Origin of the sequence: Pseudomonas frederiksbergensis (genome assembly GCF_003732275.1) — a bacterium.
GTDB lineage: Bacteria > Pseudomonadota > Gammaproteobacteria > Pseudomonadales > Pseudomonadaceae > Aquipseudomonas > Aquipseudomonas frederiksbergensis_H.
In genome coordinates this window covers 12,671-25,987 of the sequence record NZ_MOBM01000020.1, presented here as the reverse complement: position 1 = coordinate 25,987, position 13,317 = coordinate 12,671, and the positions used below count along the sequence as shown (strand labels likewise).

The window sequence follows — 13,317 nt, the reverse complement described above, 5'->3', positions numbered from 1 at the left end:
GGTTTATCGCCGCTGAAGGCCTGCTCTGGCACAATCAGCGGCATGACTTCCTCTCCCAATCTCGACCAGATGACACCGGAACAGCTACGTGCCTTGGCCGAACAGGCCATTCAGTTGCTGTCCCAAGTCGACTCCATGGGCCAGAAAATCCACCGCCTAGAAACGGTCAACGAGCAACTCGCCCATGAGATCGCCATCCTCAAGCGGCACAAGTTTGCCAAGCGCAGCGAACAGCTCAGTCCTGACCAAGGCAGCTTGCTAGATGACCTGCTCGATGCTGATATTGCAGCCATCGAAGCAGAGCTAAACGCGGTCAATCCGCGACCTGCACCGACCGAGCCATGCCAGAAACCCAAGCGTGCGCCGCTGCCACCACAGTTCCCACGCACCGTGATCCGTCACGAGCCAGAAAATACGCAGTGCACCTGTGGCTGCCAGCTTCAACGCATCGGCGAAGACGTCAGCGAGAAGCTCGATTACACACCCGGCGTGTTCACCGTCGAACAGCATGTGCGTGGGAAATGGGCCTGCCGGCAGTGCGAAACGCTGATCCAGGCGCCGGTGCCGGCCCAGGTAATCGACAAGGGCATCCCGACCGCAGGCCTGCTGGCGCATGTGATGGTGGCGAAATTCGCCGACCACTTGCCGCTGTACCGCCAAGAGAAAATCTTTGGCCGAGCAGGGCTGATGATCGCACGCTCAACGCTGGCACAATGGGTTGGACAAACCGGCGTACAGCTTCAGCCTTTGGTCGATGCGTTGCGCGAAGCGGTGCTGGCCGAAAGCGTAATTCATGCCGATGAAACTCCGGTGCAAATGCTGGCACCCGGCGAGAAGAAAACCCACCGAGCGTATGTCTGGGCCTACAGCACGACACCGTTTTCGGCGCTCAAAGCCGTTGTTTACGACTTCAGTCCAAGCCGAGCGGGCGAGCATGCGCGCAACTTCCTCGGCTCCTGGAACGGCAAGTTGGTGTGCGACGACTTTGCCGGCTATAAGGCAGGCTTCGAGAAAGGCATGACTGAAATCGGCTGCATGGCTCATGCCCGCCGCAAGTTTTTTGATCTGCACGTGGCGAATAAAAGCCAGTTGGCCGAACAAGCACTGCACTCGATTGGCGGCTTGTACGAAGTTGAACGTCAAGCGCGAGACATGAGTGATGCGGATCGTTGGCAAATACGCCAGGAAAAAGCCGCACCAATAATCAAAGCACTGCATGACTGGATGTTGGCCCAGCGAGATATGGTGCCCAACGGATCAGCGACGGCCAGAGCCTTGGATTACAGCCTTAAACGCTGGGTAGCGCTGACGCGCTATCTGGGAGATGGGGCTGTGCCCATAGACAACAATGCGGTCGAAAATCAGATCAGGCCATGGGCACTTGGACGTTCCAACTGGTTGTTTGCTGGATCGTTACGCAGCGGCAAGCGTGCGGCTGCAATCATGAGTTTGATCCAATCGGCACGGCTTAACAGGCATGATCCGTATGCTTACCTGAAGGACGTTCTCACACGTTTGCCGACGCAGCGGGCGAGTGAAATTAACGATCTACTGCCACATAAGTGGGCTGTGGAAATCCAGCGCACTTAGAGGATTTGACTAATTAGGCATGAAAACCAATAAGAGGCTTGTTAGAGGCGCATTCCCATCTCGAATGCACGAGTCTCGAACCCCAGTTCTGCATACAACCGAATTGCCGGTGCATTGAAAGCCCAGACCGACAGCCTGATGTCTTTAGCGTCGCGCTCAGCAGCCCATTTTTGAACTTTTTGGACAAGGCCCCGCCCGATGCTCTTCCCCCAATATTTCTCTGCTACACACACAGATCCAATGCGCACGAAGCTCAGTGGCTCCATCAGTGGCCCGGAGCTTGACGATAGGCTGGCAGTGATAAAACCTGCCGCATGGAGACCTACATGCGCTATAAAAACAATCTGTGACGTATTTTCAAAAAAACTCATCCAGTGTGGCAGGTCGCGCGTAGGTTCAGGCGTTGCAGCGGCGTAGATATCTGGGCGTGCAGCATGGTGAACCGAGTTGAGCAATTGTCCTAACTCACAAATCGTTGGCGCGTCCTTTTCTGTTGCTTCTCGATAGCTTATGACTTCGTCCATACGTTTAGCCTCCATGTTAAGGCGCTCCTGAGAAGTATCTTTGTCTCATACTAAACAAGCCATTCCAACGGTTGTTTCTGATCGATTGCTGGCATGGGACGGTGTAGGCCAAGCGTGGGCATGAGGAAGGAGTCAAGCGCGAGGCAAATGGCTGTTCAGGCCGTATTCAAACGCTCGCAAGGTGTTTTGGGCGGACGCTTACGTATAAAAGCTCATCGCAACACTCGGGCAAGCGGTGAGGAGAGCCGGGAATCAGAAGTCGTGCCAGCGCGTAATCCGAAGACCTGTAGGGGATCAAATCGCACTCAGCCATCGCCAGCCGGTGCCTATCACGAAAAAACTGCATGAGCCTACTCTTGAGCGCCCTGCAGAAATATGCGGGTGAGGTGATAGTGTCACCTCGGGATGTGAGTCCGGGTAGGGCTTCCTGGTTAACGTGCCAAGTGGCCGATCCGCTCTAAGGAGGGAGTCGAATCCGTCAAAAATTTTCTCGTCTGTGAGTTTTTTCAACCCCAGCTTCGTTGTTTTTATTTTGACGGCATGGCGATTCTCAAATTTTGGACGTAGTTATCCCCAAAAATTTAGCTACTTGATTTGGGCTCAAAAGACAAGCTAGCCGTCCTGCGGCCGGATAAACGACTAATACAAGCTAAGCGGCCTCCTAAAGCTCTCGGTACAGTTGATTGGGTTTCCTCTACAGATTATCAATTGGCCAGTAAGTAAGTTGAATGTCAGAAGCGCTAGGCAAAGGTCAGTTGGGCGTTGCTTGAAGGTGTGAGTATTGATTGAAGGCTTTGGAGAAAGCTGTTTTTGAATTCAATAACTATACACTCCGTTTTAAAAAACCGAATTCAAGGGGGTACCCAAAAATATAATTTGGTTGACTTTTTAGAATTACCGTAAAGATTGGGGTTTGCGTCGCTTGTGGCTAATTGATGGCTGACGCGTAAGCAGCTAGTCACCTAGGCTTGTATCGTTTTGACACCACCACTTGAGGGGAAGGTTCTTACCAATGCCACCCGATCCCCTCGAAATTACACCTGCGCTTCCTTGCGAAATTTTTGTAGCATGCTGGATCGGTGGCTCTGCTGCCCTGGAACTGTCCGTTTACCTGAACCCGCACCTAGTAGGATCACTCCGAAGATCTGGCGTCGGTTCGCGGTGTCTGAAAACAAGCACCTTGGGCAAACATGCACCACGTCATCTAGGTTGTGATGAGGTGGGGGATAGCGGCGAAAAAGTACGGTATTCCAGATCCTGATGGTTGGAGCCGCCGGTGAATCAAGAAGCTCGCAAGACGTTGGTCAAAGCACTGCACTGCACTGCACTGCGTAATTGCACTGACTTGACCAGCTATTTGCATTCGACTTGACCGCCCCGCTTGCATTCGGTAAACGACCGGCGAACTCACCTACCTGAACCACGCGCCAAGAGCGATAAGGGCAATAGTGTCCACTTATTTTTGTGGACACCACCGCCCTTATCGTCAGGATCACCATGCGCCAAAGAACCTCTTATTCCAAACCTTTCAAAGCCCAAGTCGTCCAAGAATGCCTGCAAACAGGCGTATCAATGGCCAGCGTAGTATTGCGCCACGGCATCAACGCTGCTCTGGTTCGAAAATGGATACCTGCTTATGGTGATCATCAGGCGCCGACGCTGCCCGATTTCGTTCAGATGAAGCTCGCGCCCGTAGCCCAGCACAATCAGTCTCTATCACCATCGAGATCCCTTTTGGCTACCAACAACTCACTGTGAAGTGGCCATCTTCAGATCCTGAAAGATGCGCCCGGTTTGTCCATGAGCTGGCACGCTACTGAGCCCATGGGTATGCGCGCCGGCACCGAAACCGCGCTGGCCAGGGTGGTTGGAGTGTTCGGTGCGGCTAAGCCGCACAGTGCTTAGTTCTTTGCCAATCTCCGAGACAACCGGATGAAAGTCCTGTTGCATGACGGCGTTGGAATTTTGCTTGCTGCCTGACGGTTTAACCAAGGCAAATTCCACTGCCCAGGTACCGAACAACGCGCTAAGTGAGCTTGAGCGACAAGGCATCGTGACGCTGTGCAACAGCAAATCCTATGCGCATCTGCCGCCGAGCTAGATCGTCCCGCGGTTGGCCGACGAGGGACGCTATCTGGCCTCGGAGGCAACTTTGTATCGCGTCTTGCATGCCGCGGGTCATCAGCACCGCTCCCGAGCCAAGCGGCCGCATCGCCATGAGGCGCCAACCGCTTACGCAGCGATATTGGCCAATCAGGTGTGGTCATGGAACATCACCTACCTACCTACCTACCTACCTACCTACCTACCTGCCATCGCCGGTTCGCGGGAAGTTTTACTACCTCTATTTGATCGAGGATATCTACAGCCGCAAGGCCGTGGGCTGGGAAGTCCACGAAGCCGAGAGCGGCGAAAAAGAAGCAGCGTTACTACAGAAAAGCGTGATGCATTGAAAAATGCTGGCGTCAGCCTATGGTGTTGCACTCGGACAATGCTGCGCCGATGAAATCGGTGACGTTGACGATCAAAATGTATGACCTGGGCATCACGCCAACGCGCAGCCGACCACTGGTGAGCAACGACAACCCGTACTCGTAATCACTGTTCAGAACGCTCAAGTACTACCCGCAATGGCCGCACGATGGATTTACCAGCGTGGATGATGCACGTATCTGGGTGAGGAATTTTATGAGCAGGTACAACACCGTGCATCGTCACAGCCGAATCCGCTTCGTAGACCCGGCCCAGCGCCACGACGGGAAAGACAGAGATATCTTGGCGCGTCGGGGCGCGATCTATGGGCTTGCCCGAGAAAGAAGACCAGACCGGTGCTCGGGTGAAACGCGTAACTGGAACCCGATCGGGACGGTGTATCGGAGCCCGCAAAGGGAGTTGACCGTGATCGTAAAAGTCGCGTATTGAAATGGTGGACGCGACAATTACCTAGAAAAACGCCGAATATTCCAAAAAAAGACGAAAATCTTTATGCTGTTTTTTTGCGCAGCAACTAAGGATTTACGTAAAAAAACCTTTAAAATCAATTAGTTATAACATTGTATATAAATTGACACGATGCTGATTTTGCATGAAGTTTAAGGTTTTTGCCCAGAACGGATCAGCAGGCTTGGGCACGTGTTTGACACATCTGAACAACCGGTTAAGCTAGCCAACAAGAAAAGACGGGGCTATGAAACTATGGGCACACGCATGTAGCGGCAAGCAATAACCGTATGGATGATACGTAGTTTCCAACCCGCGCAATTACCCATTTGAAGAGACTGGCTAACTGTATTCGTACAGCAATTTCTGTAAAAACTCCCAACGCCTTTGAACGACGCTCAAAATCAGGCAACCACGATCGGTGTCTCCTGGCGATAGGCGAACGGCATCCAATAATCCATGGATATAGTCTAAGACTTTGCTCTTTGCTCTTTGCTCTTTGCTCTTTGCTCTTTGCTCTTTGCTCTTTGCTCTTTGGCGCACATGCGCGAATCACAGGCGGGTATCTAAAAATGTTTATTTCTCATGAATTTTATAGGGAAGGGCGACCCGGTTTCCCTGGGCCAGGACGAACCGCATGGCGAATGATCGAACGGGAATCAATGGATCCCTGGTATCACGTCATCCTTCGGTTCACGGAGGGAGCCAGACAACTTACCAAGAGGTTTATGCCAACGGACGCCTCTTTATTGTCCAACCTACTGGAGCTGGAAGGCCCAACTTGCCTTATTGAAGAGGTTCAGGTCATAACCGCACCTTGGGTCAATGGAGGCCTCTCAGAGCGTATGGAGAAGCTAATCTGCCTGAACATCGGTTACGACCAGAAAGGCGAGTGCGTGTTACTTCACACGGTTGCAAGCGGAACGGTGTACAGCAGCACTCCCGATTGTCTCGATGTCAGTTCGCTCTCCGACATCCAAACAATCTACCAGGACATGAAGATTGCTCATTCCCCAGTTCAGGAATGTGTCTAGCACCGAACAACACGGTGACGCCGATGAAGCTTCGAATCTATTCAGATCTGCACCTCTGGTTCGCTCGGTTCGATCCCGTCCCAAGCGACGCGGACGTAGTCATTCTCGCCGGTGACATTGATATCAAATCGCGCGGCGTGAAATGGGCGAACGAGGTGTTCAAGTGTCCTGTGATCTATGTGTGTGGCAATCATGAGTTTTACGGTGGCCACATTGATCACACGCTGCAGAAGATGAAGGTGGCGGCAGCGCCACATGTCCACGTACTCGAAAACCAAGTATTGCTCCTGGGTAAAACGCGCTTTTTGGTCACTACAGCCTGGACAGATTACTCGTCGACTGGTGATGTCGTTGCCGCGAAACGGATTGCTTGGGACTGGATGAACGATTTCACCGTGATCAGAACCGATGTAAATTTCCGACGTTTGCGTCCTGATGACTTGATCGCTAAATCACAGGCGGCGTACGCCTGGCTTACTGAGGAATTGGACAAGCCATTCGATGGCAAAACCGTTGTAGTTACGCACCATGCACCGGTATTGGATTATGTTGGTGATGAGCTTCCCGCACACCTGATTGCAGCCTACGCGAACAACTGGCCAGAGCTCGTTGCGCAGGCTGATCTTTGGGTTTACGGACATACCCACATCGCAGCGGATTTCGTAAAGCGTGGATGCCGGGTTGTTTCCAATCCTCGTGGATATCCCACTCAAGAGACTGGTTTCGATCTAGATTTTTTGATCGATATTTGATGCGCAGCGATTCAGCGATGAACCTTCACAGAACTGGATTTCGCTACGTCCTAGCGCCGGGGCAACCTATCAGTGCGACCTGCACCTAATTCGATTTCGAGAAATTTACATGGTTACATTAGAAGAGATTGCGCGGCTCCTATACGGCGCAGGCGAGGAGATGCCTGGCTGGCAAGACACCCAAGATGAGCTGATTGAATTGTCCGCAAAAGCTTTCCCAGGCAAAGCATTCTGCATCGTTCGGCAGTGGATTTTGATCGACCTTACGGTTAATCCCGATGAGAAAGAAAAGCTCACCGGGCTTGGTCTCCTTCCCGCAACCCTATTCGCCCATGAGGTCGTACTCGATAGCCGGAATCGATTTCAACCCAGCATGTGGGTACGCAGCAATTTTGGCGTGTCTTTCAGTGAGGCTTGCATGTTTGAAACCAAAAGTACGGTCTACCTGCTCTGGGGAGCGGGCTTAAGGAAAGAAGCCAGTGTGGGTGCCGCTTTTTCCATGAAGGCCGGTTAAGCAATGACCGCTGCAAATACATTTTGAGTCATTTTGGAGCTTTGGCCGGATGCCTGAAATCATCGAAGTCGAATTTCATAGTAAGTATCTCAGTGACTTTCAACTGAGTCGTCTTGTACAGGCGAGTCTTCGAAAATACACCGTAGCCATTACGGCTTTTATCAGTGATGCAGTGATCATTGATGATCGGTGCCTTGGCGTGTCTTTCGATCACCTGCAGCAAGACGACGCGTACCGAACCGCCAATGGCGGAATTATTCGCACGGAAAAAATCGAGAGGGCATGGAAAGAAGGGCGTTTTTGGCTTCTTAAGACGCGAGAAGGAAACTACCTCGTCGGCAGCTTCAAACGTGGAGGCGGGCGACGGAGTTTTCTTGAATTGCTTCGGTCGGGTGAACGCCTTGAATCTGATCCAAGATTGAATGCTTGATCTCGATGGATGTGGAGTCGTGACCGCATGGCAATGGAAGAGCGCTGGACGGCTAGTCGCGCAACGAACAATTTTGATGAGTTGCTCGAAAAGGTAATCACGACTCGTAAACCAGTTTTCATCGATGGTCAGCGAAGGAGCGCTGTGCTGATCTCGATTGAGGAGTGGAACGCTATCCAGGATGAGCTCCGCCCCCGCGTTCCGCCAGTCCGCTGAGAAATCGCTGCTAGGCATCGTATGATCTTAAATCTGCAGCGCTCCGAGTTAGCCGTGCGGAGCGCCTTTATCGGCATCTGTCCTTTAACGTTCGTGCCATCGGGCGGAGTCACCGCTCGCCTTGGCTCAGTAACCGTATTCGTTCAGCAGTTTTTGCAAGAATTCACGTCGCCGCTGGACGATACTCAAAATGAGATAGTCGCGCTCGGTGTCCCTCGTCGATAAATGCCCCGCGTCCACCAATCCGTGAATGTATCCCTCTGCCTTACCTCTTGCTTCGAGCAATGCATCGATGGACGTGCTTTTGTAGATGTCTTCAGCGATGAGCTGCCACCGCTTCATTTGACGCCGTCCGGCAGGGGCGTCCGAAAATTTTGGTGCGTTGATCAGGGTGTAGAAATCGGCACGTGTGTCAGGTGTGTTCAAAGCGTTTTCTCAGAACAGTGATAACTGAGCGGAGGCTATCATGCGCGCACTATATCGCCTGTTGCTGGCTGGTTTTTGTAGGCGCTGGCGCGAAGGGACGATTTCAATGATGGTGCATGCTTTCGGTGGCGCCTTTGAACATTGTGGAACGTACAGGCAGTGCTATTCAGCGAGTACATTCTTAGCCCGGAGTACGATATGGGATACCTCAGCCTAGAGGATATTTACCCCGATGACGTAGAAAAATATGGCCATATGCGGGTAGGAATGACCGACCTCTACGTAAAAGACAATCACGCCGTTTATGGTGTGGTTACGCGCGGCGAATACCGCGAGCTGACCAGCAGGTTACTGCGTGATGAAGCGGTACAAATGATCATCAGCGCTAAGCTCGCCGCAGTACCCGTGGACTACGATCCTTGGATTAGGCGGATCGAACGCAATCGCGCCTTACGCGCTAGGTATAGGGACAAATTCGATCCATGGGAAGACGACTGACAGCCCCCACGTCATCACGAATGCAGCGCCTCAACTTACTCGGTCGACCTGGTAGTTTCGCTTCTCGAAAATCCACCCGTCGTAATTTTCCTCGCTCAAGATTGACCGCAAGCACGCATGTACAGCTTCGATTAAGGCATGTCTCATGAGCGTCACCATCCTCGGCCCGTTGGCGGAAGGGGGAGTCCAGCTCCCTTTTTACTCTTTCAAAGTTCCTGCAGGCTTCCCATCGCCGGCTGCGGATCACCTTAGCGACACATCTTCATCGACGAGCTTCTGGACAGAGAATACAGGCGGTTAGGCTAGGTAACTTTTTTCACATTTTTTTGTTTTGAGGTGGTCGTCGACCACGTTAATCGCGCTCTACCCATCCGCTATCCGTGTGGTTCCAAGGATCAGGCATGGAAGGGTGTGGCAGAACTCCACTCGGCAATCGAGTTTCTGGCTGGGTAGTTGCACAGACTTGCCCGCCCGTTTGCATTCGACCTGACCAGTGGGCCGGATTCGACCAGCACGCTTCTTGATCATGACCGGCAGAGGACGACCGATTCTGTTGAAAAAGTAGCTCCCCTGTCTGGCCTGCGGCAAAATCTCTGCATTGGCCAGCAGGGAAGCACGCAGCATGATGGGACAGTTATCGAGTGGGCAGGAGCGGCTGTTTTACTCGTTCAACCTTGAAGATCACATTCCAGCCAATCACCTTCTGCGCAGCATTGATCGGTGTCTCGATCTGAGCGACCTGCGCCATTACCTCGCCGATTTCTATCGCCCGATTGGGCGTCCGTCGATTGATCCCGAACTGATGATTCGCATGCTGATCGTCGGCTACTGCTATGGCATCCGCTCCGAACGGCGGTTGTGTGAAGAGGCCCATTTGAACCTGGCGTATCGCTGGTTCTGCCGGTTGAGCCTTGAAGACGAAGTGCCCAATCACTCGACGTTTTCTAAAAATCGACATGGCCGTTTTCGGGACAGTGATCTGTTTCGCTGGTTGTTCAATGAAGTGCTACGTCGCTGCATGGACGCAGGCCTGGTTAAAGGCGAAGGATTTGCCGTGGACGCCAGCATCATCAAAGCGGATGCGAGTCGGCAGCGCGGCGTACCGGGTGATGAACAGGTCAACTGGAGCGATCCGGCCCTGAGCACCCGCGCCGTGCGTGAGTACCTTGAAGCCCTCGATGAAGAGGCTTTGGCCGAAACGCTACCGAAGCGCCTATCGCTGACGGATCCTCAGGCCCGCTGGACCGCTGCTCCAGGCGGCCCAGCGTTCTTCGCTTACTCCACGAATTATCTGATCGATACCGAGCACGGCGTAATCATGGATGTGGAACCCACACCGGCTCATCGAACCGCAGAAGTCGAGAGCACCAAGACGATGATCGATCGGGTCGAAGCGCAGTTCGACATCAAGCCAGAGCGCCTCATTGGCGACACCGCTTACGGCACAGCGCCGATGCTGGCCTGGATGGTGGAGGAAAAAGACATCGAACCGCATGTGCCGGTGTGGGACAAAACTGAGCGCAGGAACGACAGCTTTTCGAGTAACGATTTCCACTGGAATGAGGAGGCTGAGGAATACCGCTGCCCAGCCGGCAACGTATTACGAAGCGAATGGCGAGCCTTCAAGAACGAGCGTTCGCACGTCACCAAAGCCAACACCATCATCTTCCGATCCAGACAGACCGACTGCGCGACATGTCCGATGAAAGCCAAGTGCTGCCCGAACACTTCGATTCGCAAGATCGTCCGCAGCGTCCACGAAGCCGCTCGTGATGTGGCTCGACGCATCGCGGTGACGCCGGAGTACGTGCGCTCTCGCCACGAACGTAAGAAGGTCGAAATGTTGTTTGCCCACCTCAAGCGCATCCTGAAACTGGATCGCTTGCGACTACGTGGCATGAGTGGCGCGTCCGATGAGTTCACGCTGGCGGCCGCGGTACAGAACCTGCGACGTCTGGCCAAACTTGTCTCAAGGGCCACCTTCTACGGGATAGGTGCGCCTGCACGAAGCAAAAAACCTCAAACCAACCCATTAACAGAGCAGCAAAGGTCAACGAAGGGCCGAGAAACCACTCAATGTGGTGAGTAGGTTCTCCGGTGGTGGTCGCGCCTGAGTTCAGGTGAGCTGAAAATCCGACTTTTTCAACAGAATCGACCCATAGCTGACGTTCGCGCCTCCATCGCAGCTTGCCGGGGATCAATCGGCTAAAACTGGCCAATTAACGACGCCAGTTACCCTACAGTTCATAATTGCGGCGGCCTCACGATTGCTATAGTTATGGTGCGAGGCGAAGAAATACCGCAACCTTCACAGGCTTGATGATCCAACATTGGACGCCTTATGCGAATAAAACAGCCGGTTCTGCCCCTTGCCAAAGCCGCATTCGCCGCGGCTCTCAGGACAGGTCATGGGCGCGCTATCTCTCACGTCGAAAATCATGGATCGAATGGGCTGGAAGAGATAATCATCGAAGCGTGCCTAACATGCGTTTCCTATGATCCTCAGCTGGAGGTAGATCGGGCTCCGTGGCTGTTTTCGATTGTTGATCGCGCGAAGCTGAACGCAAAGGTGGTGCAGGCAATCAAGGCGCTAGAGAACACGCCACCGCCCGAGAATCAACGCGACAGTAATCAGCGCAGTGCGATCCTGAAAGAGCTGGCTGCTTCAGGATCAGAAGACGCGAAACGTCTTTTGTATTCTTCCCTCGCGCTCTTTCCGGGTACCGCTAGCGTAATTGGCGCTGAGGAAATCATCGCACTCGACGGCGTGGATGGCTTGATATATGTCGTCAGGGAGATGGGGCAATGGTTGCTGGCGGATCCGGATTTCTGGGTTGATGACTATCCGATCAAACAATTTGATGCCTCCACAGGGATTGAAGGAGGGCTTGCCGCATTGGAGCGTAAGGCCGCAGTTGATTCCGATATTGCGAGCTATCTCGTGGGGATACGCGAGACACACGATAGCCTTGGCGGTTCTTCTACCCGTTTTGAACCAATGTTATTTGATGGCAATGAGGTCGTGGCATATATCAAAAAGAACCCCAGAGAACAATGTTATTGGCTCAGAAGATGGGGCACGCAAGCCACTAACGATCAATGCGACATAGTATTCGCAGCCCTGCTTGCGTCGGAGGAGTCGGAACATGTCAAACGGCTGTTCAGATGCTTTGCAAAAAACGGCGTTCCTCGATTCGAAAGTCGATTACTCCGCTGGATTGACCATGCCGACTCACAAGTTCAGTGGGCGGCAGTAGAGGCTCTTGCACCTAAAACGCACGGAGAACTGCGAGATGTGGCTAAGCGATTGATCGCTGATGGCAACGTCCCAAACGGTGTCGCGTTGCTGGTGAACAATTTTTTTGAGGGCGATTTTTCATTGTGCACGCAGCACCTAACACAGCTTGATGATGCTGACAAAACGCACCATCTCGTCGGAGAACTCTTGAACTTGTGCGAAGCGCATCCTGGCCAAGAGGCGCTCGACTGTCTCCTCTACGTATATGAGTTTTCGCCGTGTTCGACCTGCCGAAAGCGGGCAGTGAAGGCGTTGACCGACACGAACATCGCTCCGGCCTGGGTGCTTGCAGAGTGTGCATTCGACGCCGATCCCGAAACGCGAGCACTCGCCCGGGCAGACCGGCCCTTCAATTAGTCTTGTTACTCTCGGCCCGGTCGGTAACCATAAGTTAAGTACCTTCAGAAAGCTGCATCGTGAGCGTCCATAGCTTCCGTCAAGCTCCGATGTCCATCACTCCTATCGCGCGGCGAAACCTCGATAAATAGCTCAATCAACTGACTATCAAGGAAGGTTTGATTAGAGGTGTCCAATGGCAGGTTAAAAAAATCAGCGCTTTGTACGGTGTACAGTGAGGTTTGGAAATTCAAAAAACAGACGTATCTCACCGCTGCCGAATCGCTGAGCCGGCGCCATGTGATGATTTGCTGGTAGGTGTCTCCAAGAAAGCCCATGTTCATTTACCCTCTTACTATGCTGGAACGCAGCAGGTGAAGGTATAGCAGTTACATATCACTCTTTGCTCTGGCTACGCGTAAGTCTGTAGATCCTTGGGCATCGATGGCGGTTTCTGGCGGTAATCGGCGAAGTCTGAATGACCGCTTTATGGTTGTTGCCTTTCGTGAAGGGCCGCAGCCGATCCATAGCGCACATCACCTCAACGGCCACTGGTATGGATGAGCCAGACTATGAAAGCCGCGAAAGGAGCGAACAGTACCAAGACGCCGACGGCGACTGCCCAGCCCCAGGCAACACCGCTTTCTCCTTTGAAATGGCCGCCACTAAGCAAGCCCAGCACGTAAACGCCAATGCGATGTGCCAACAGGTTGATTACGATGTCGAAGATGAACTCCATTTGATCCTTGTATTTCCTTG

12 protein-coding genes and 3 pseudogenes are annotated in these 13,317 nt (G+C 53.0%); 9 read left to right on the top strand and 6 right to left on the bottom strand.

The annotated features are described in order from the left end of the window. Positions 1-42: 42 nt before the first annotated feature. Positions 43-1,590, top strand: coding sequence for an IS66 family transposase (gene tnpC / locus BK662_RS15885; RefSeq protein WP_123358840.1), 1,548 nt, complete (start codon positions 43-45; stop codon positions 1,588-1,590). Between the two features lie 41 nt (positions 1,591-1,631). Here tnpC and BK662_RS15880 read toward each other — a convergent pair whose 3' ends face one another. Further along, complete coding sequence (locus BK662_RS15880; RefSeq protein ID WP_123359006.1) at positions 1,632-2,114, bottom strand: GNAT family N-acetyltransferase; 483 nt, start codon at positions 2,112-2,114, stop codon at positions 1,632-1,634. 1,497 nt (positions 2,115-3,611) lie between these two features. Here BK662_RS15880 and BK662_RS15875 point away from each other — a divergent pair. After that, complete coding sequence (locus BK662_RS15875) at positions 3,612-3,872, top strand: transposase (RefSeq protein ID WP_148057936.1); 261 nt, start codon at positions 3,612-3,614, stop codon at positions 3,870-3,872. Here the strand turns inward: BK662_RS15875 and BK662_RS34820 are convergent. Continuing rightward, positions 3,864-4,106 carry a hypothetical protein gene (locus tag BK662_RS34820; RefSeq protein ID WP_185047144.1) on the bottom strand — a complete coding sequence of 81 codons (243 nt, stop codon included), beginning with the start codon at positions 4,104-4,106 and terminating at the stop codon, positions 3,864-3,866. The genes BK662_RS15875 and BK662_RS34820 overlap by 9 nt on opposite strands. A 10-nt stretch (positions 4,107-4,116) precedes the next feature. On the opposite strand from BK662_RS34820, the pseudogene BK662_RS15865 reads away from it, so the two are divergent. The 3 genes and pseudogenes from BK662_RS15865 to BK662_RS15850 all read left to right on the top strand — a co-directional run. Further along, a pseudogene (locus tag BK662_RS15865) lies at positions 4,117-5,036 on the top strand (transposase); the annotation flags it as partial. A 1,075-nt stretch (positions 5,037-6,111) separates the two neighbouring features. Continuing rightward, positions 6,112-6,840: a metallophosphoesterase family protein gene (locus tag BK662_RS15855; RefSeq protein WP_123358836.1), complete on the top strand. Its 729-nt coding sequence runs from the start codon at positions 6,112-6,114 to the stop codon at positions 6,838-6,840. Positions 6,841-6,949: 109 nt separating this feature from the next. Continuing rightward, positions 6,950-7,354 carry a DUF6957 family protein gene (locus BK662_RS15850; RefSeq protein WP_123358835.1) on the top strand — a complete coding sequence of 135 codons (405 nt, stop codon included), beginning with the start codon at positions 6,950-6,952 and terminating at the stop codon, positions 7,352-7,354. Positions 7,355-7,382: 28 nt separating this feature from the next. Here BK662_RS15850 and BK662_RS36025 read toward each other — a convergent pair whose 3' ends face one another. Together BK662_RS36025 and BK662_RS15835 are read right to left on the bottom strand one after the other, a co-directional pair. Continuing rightward, a complete protein-coding gene (locus BK662_RS36025) occupies positions 7,383-8,018 on the bottom strand; it encodes a hypothetical protein (protein WP_259695922.1) in 636 nt (211 codons plus the stop codon). Between the two features lie 108 nt (positions 8,019-8,126). After that, positions 8,127-8,426, bottom strand: a complete 300-nt coding sequence (locus BK662_RS15835; protein WP_123358833.1) for a hypothetical protein — start codon at positions 8,424-8,426, stop codon at positions 8,127-8,129. Between the two features lie 198 nt (positions 8,427-8,624). On the opposite strand from BK662_RS15835, the gene BK662_RS15830 reads away from it, so the two are divergent. The 4 genes and pseudogenes from BK662_RS15830 to BK662_RS15815 all read left to right on the top strand — a co-directional run bounded on the left by BK662_RS15830 (position 8,625) and on the right by BK662_RS15815 (position 12,579). After that, complete coding sequence (locus BK662_RS15830) at positions 8,625-8,924, top strand: hypothetical protein (protein ID WP_123359004.1); 300 nt, start codon at positions 8,625-8,627, stop codon at positions 8,922-8,924. A gap of 145 nt (positions 8,925-9,069) precedes the next feature. After that, a pseudogene (locus BK662_RS35310) lies at positions 9,070-9,206 on the top strand (peptidase S24); the annotation flags it as partial. A 340-nt stretch (positions 9,207-9,546) separates the two neighbouring features. Next, positions 9,547-10,918: pseudogene (locus BK662_RS15820) on the top strand (transposase). A gap of 347 nt (positions 10,919-11,265) precedes the next feature. Beyond that, positions 11,266-12,579, top strand: a complete 1,314-nt coding sequence (locus BK662_RS15815; RefSeq protein ID WP_123358832.1) for a hypothetical protein — start codon at positions 11,266-11,268, stop codon at positions 12,577-12,579. A 44-nt stretch (positions 12,580-12,623) separates the two neighbouring features. Here the strand turns inward: BK662_RS15815 and BK662_RS15810 are convergent, their stop codons facing one another. Together BK662_RS15810 and BK662_RS15805 are read right to left on the bottom strand one after the other, a co-directional pair. After that, positions 12,624-12,902 carry a hypothetical protein gene (locus BK662_RS15810; RefSeq protein ID WP_123358831.1) on the bottom strand — a complete coding sequence of 93 codons (279 nt, stop codon included), beginning with the start codon at positions 12,900-12,902 and terminating at the stop codon, positions 12,624-12,626. 197 nt (positions 12,903-13,099) lie between these two features. Next, entirely contained in the window at positions 13,100-13,297 is a 198-nt protein-coding gene (locus BK662_RS15805) for a hypothetical protein (protein WP_123358830.1), read from the bottom strand. Positions 13,298-13,317 lie beyond the last annotated feature (20 nt).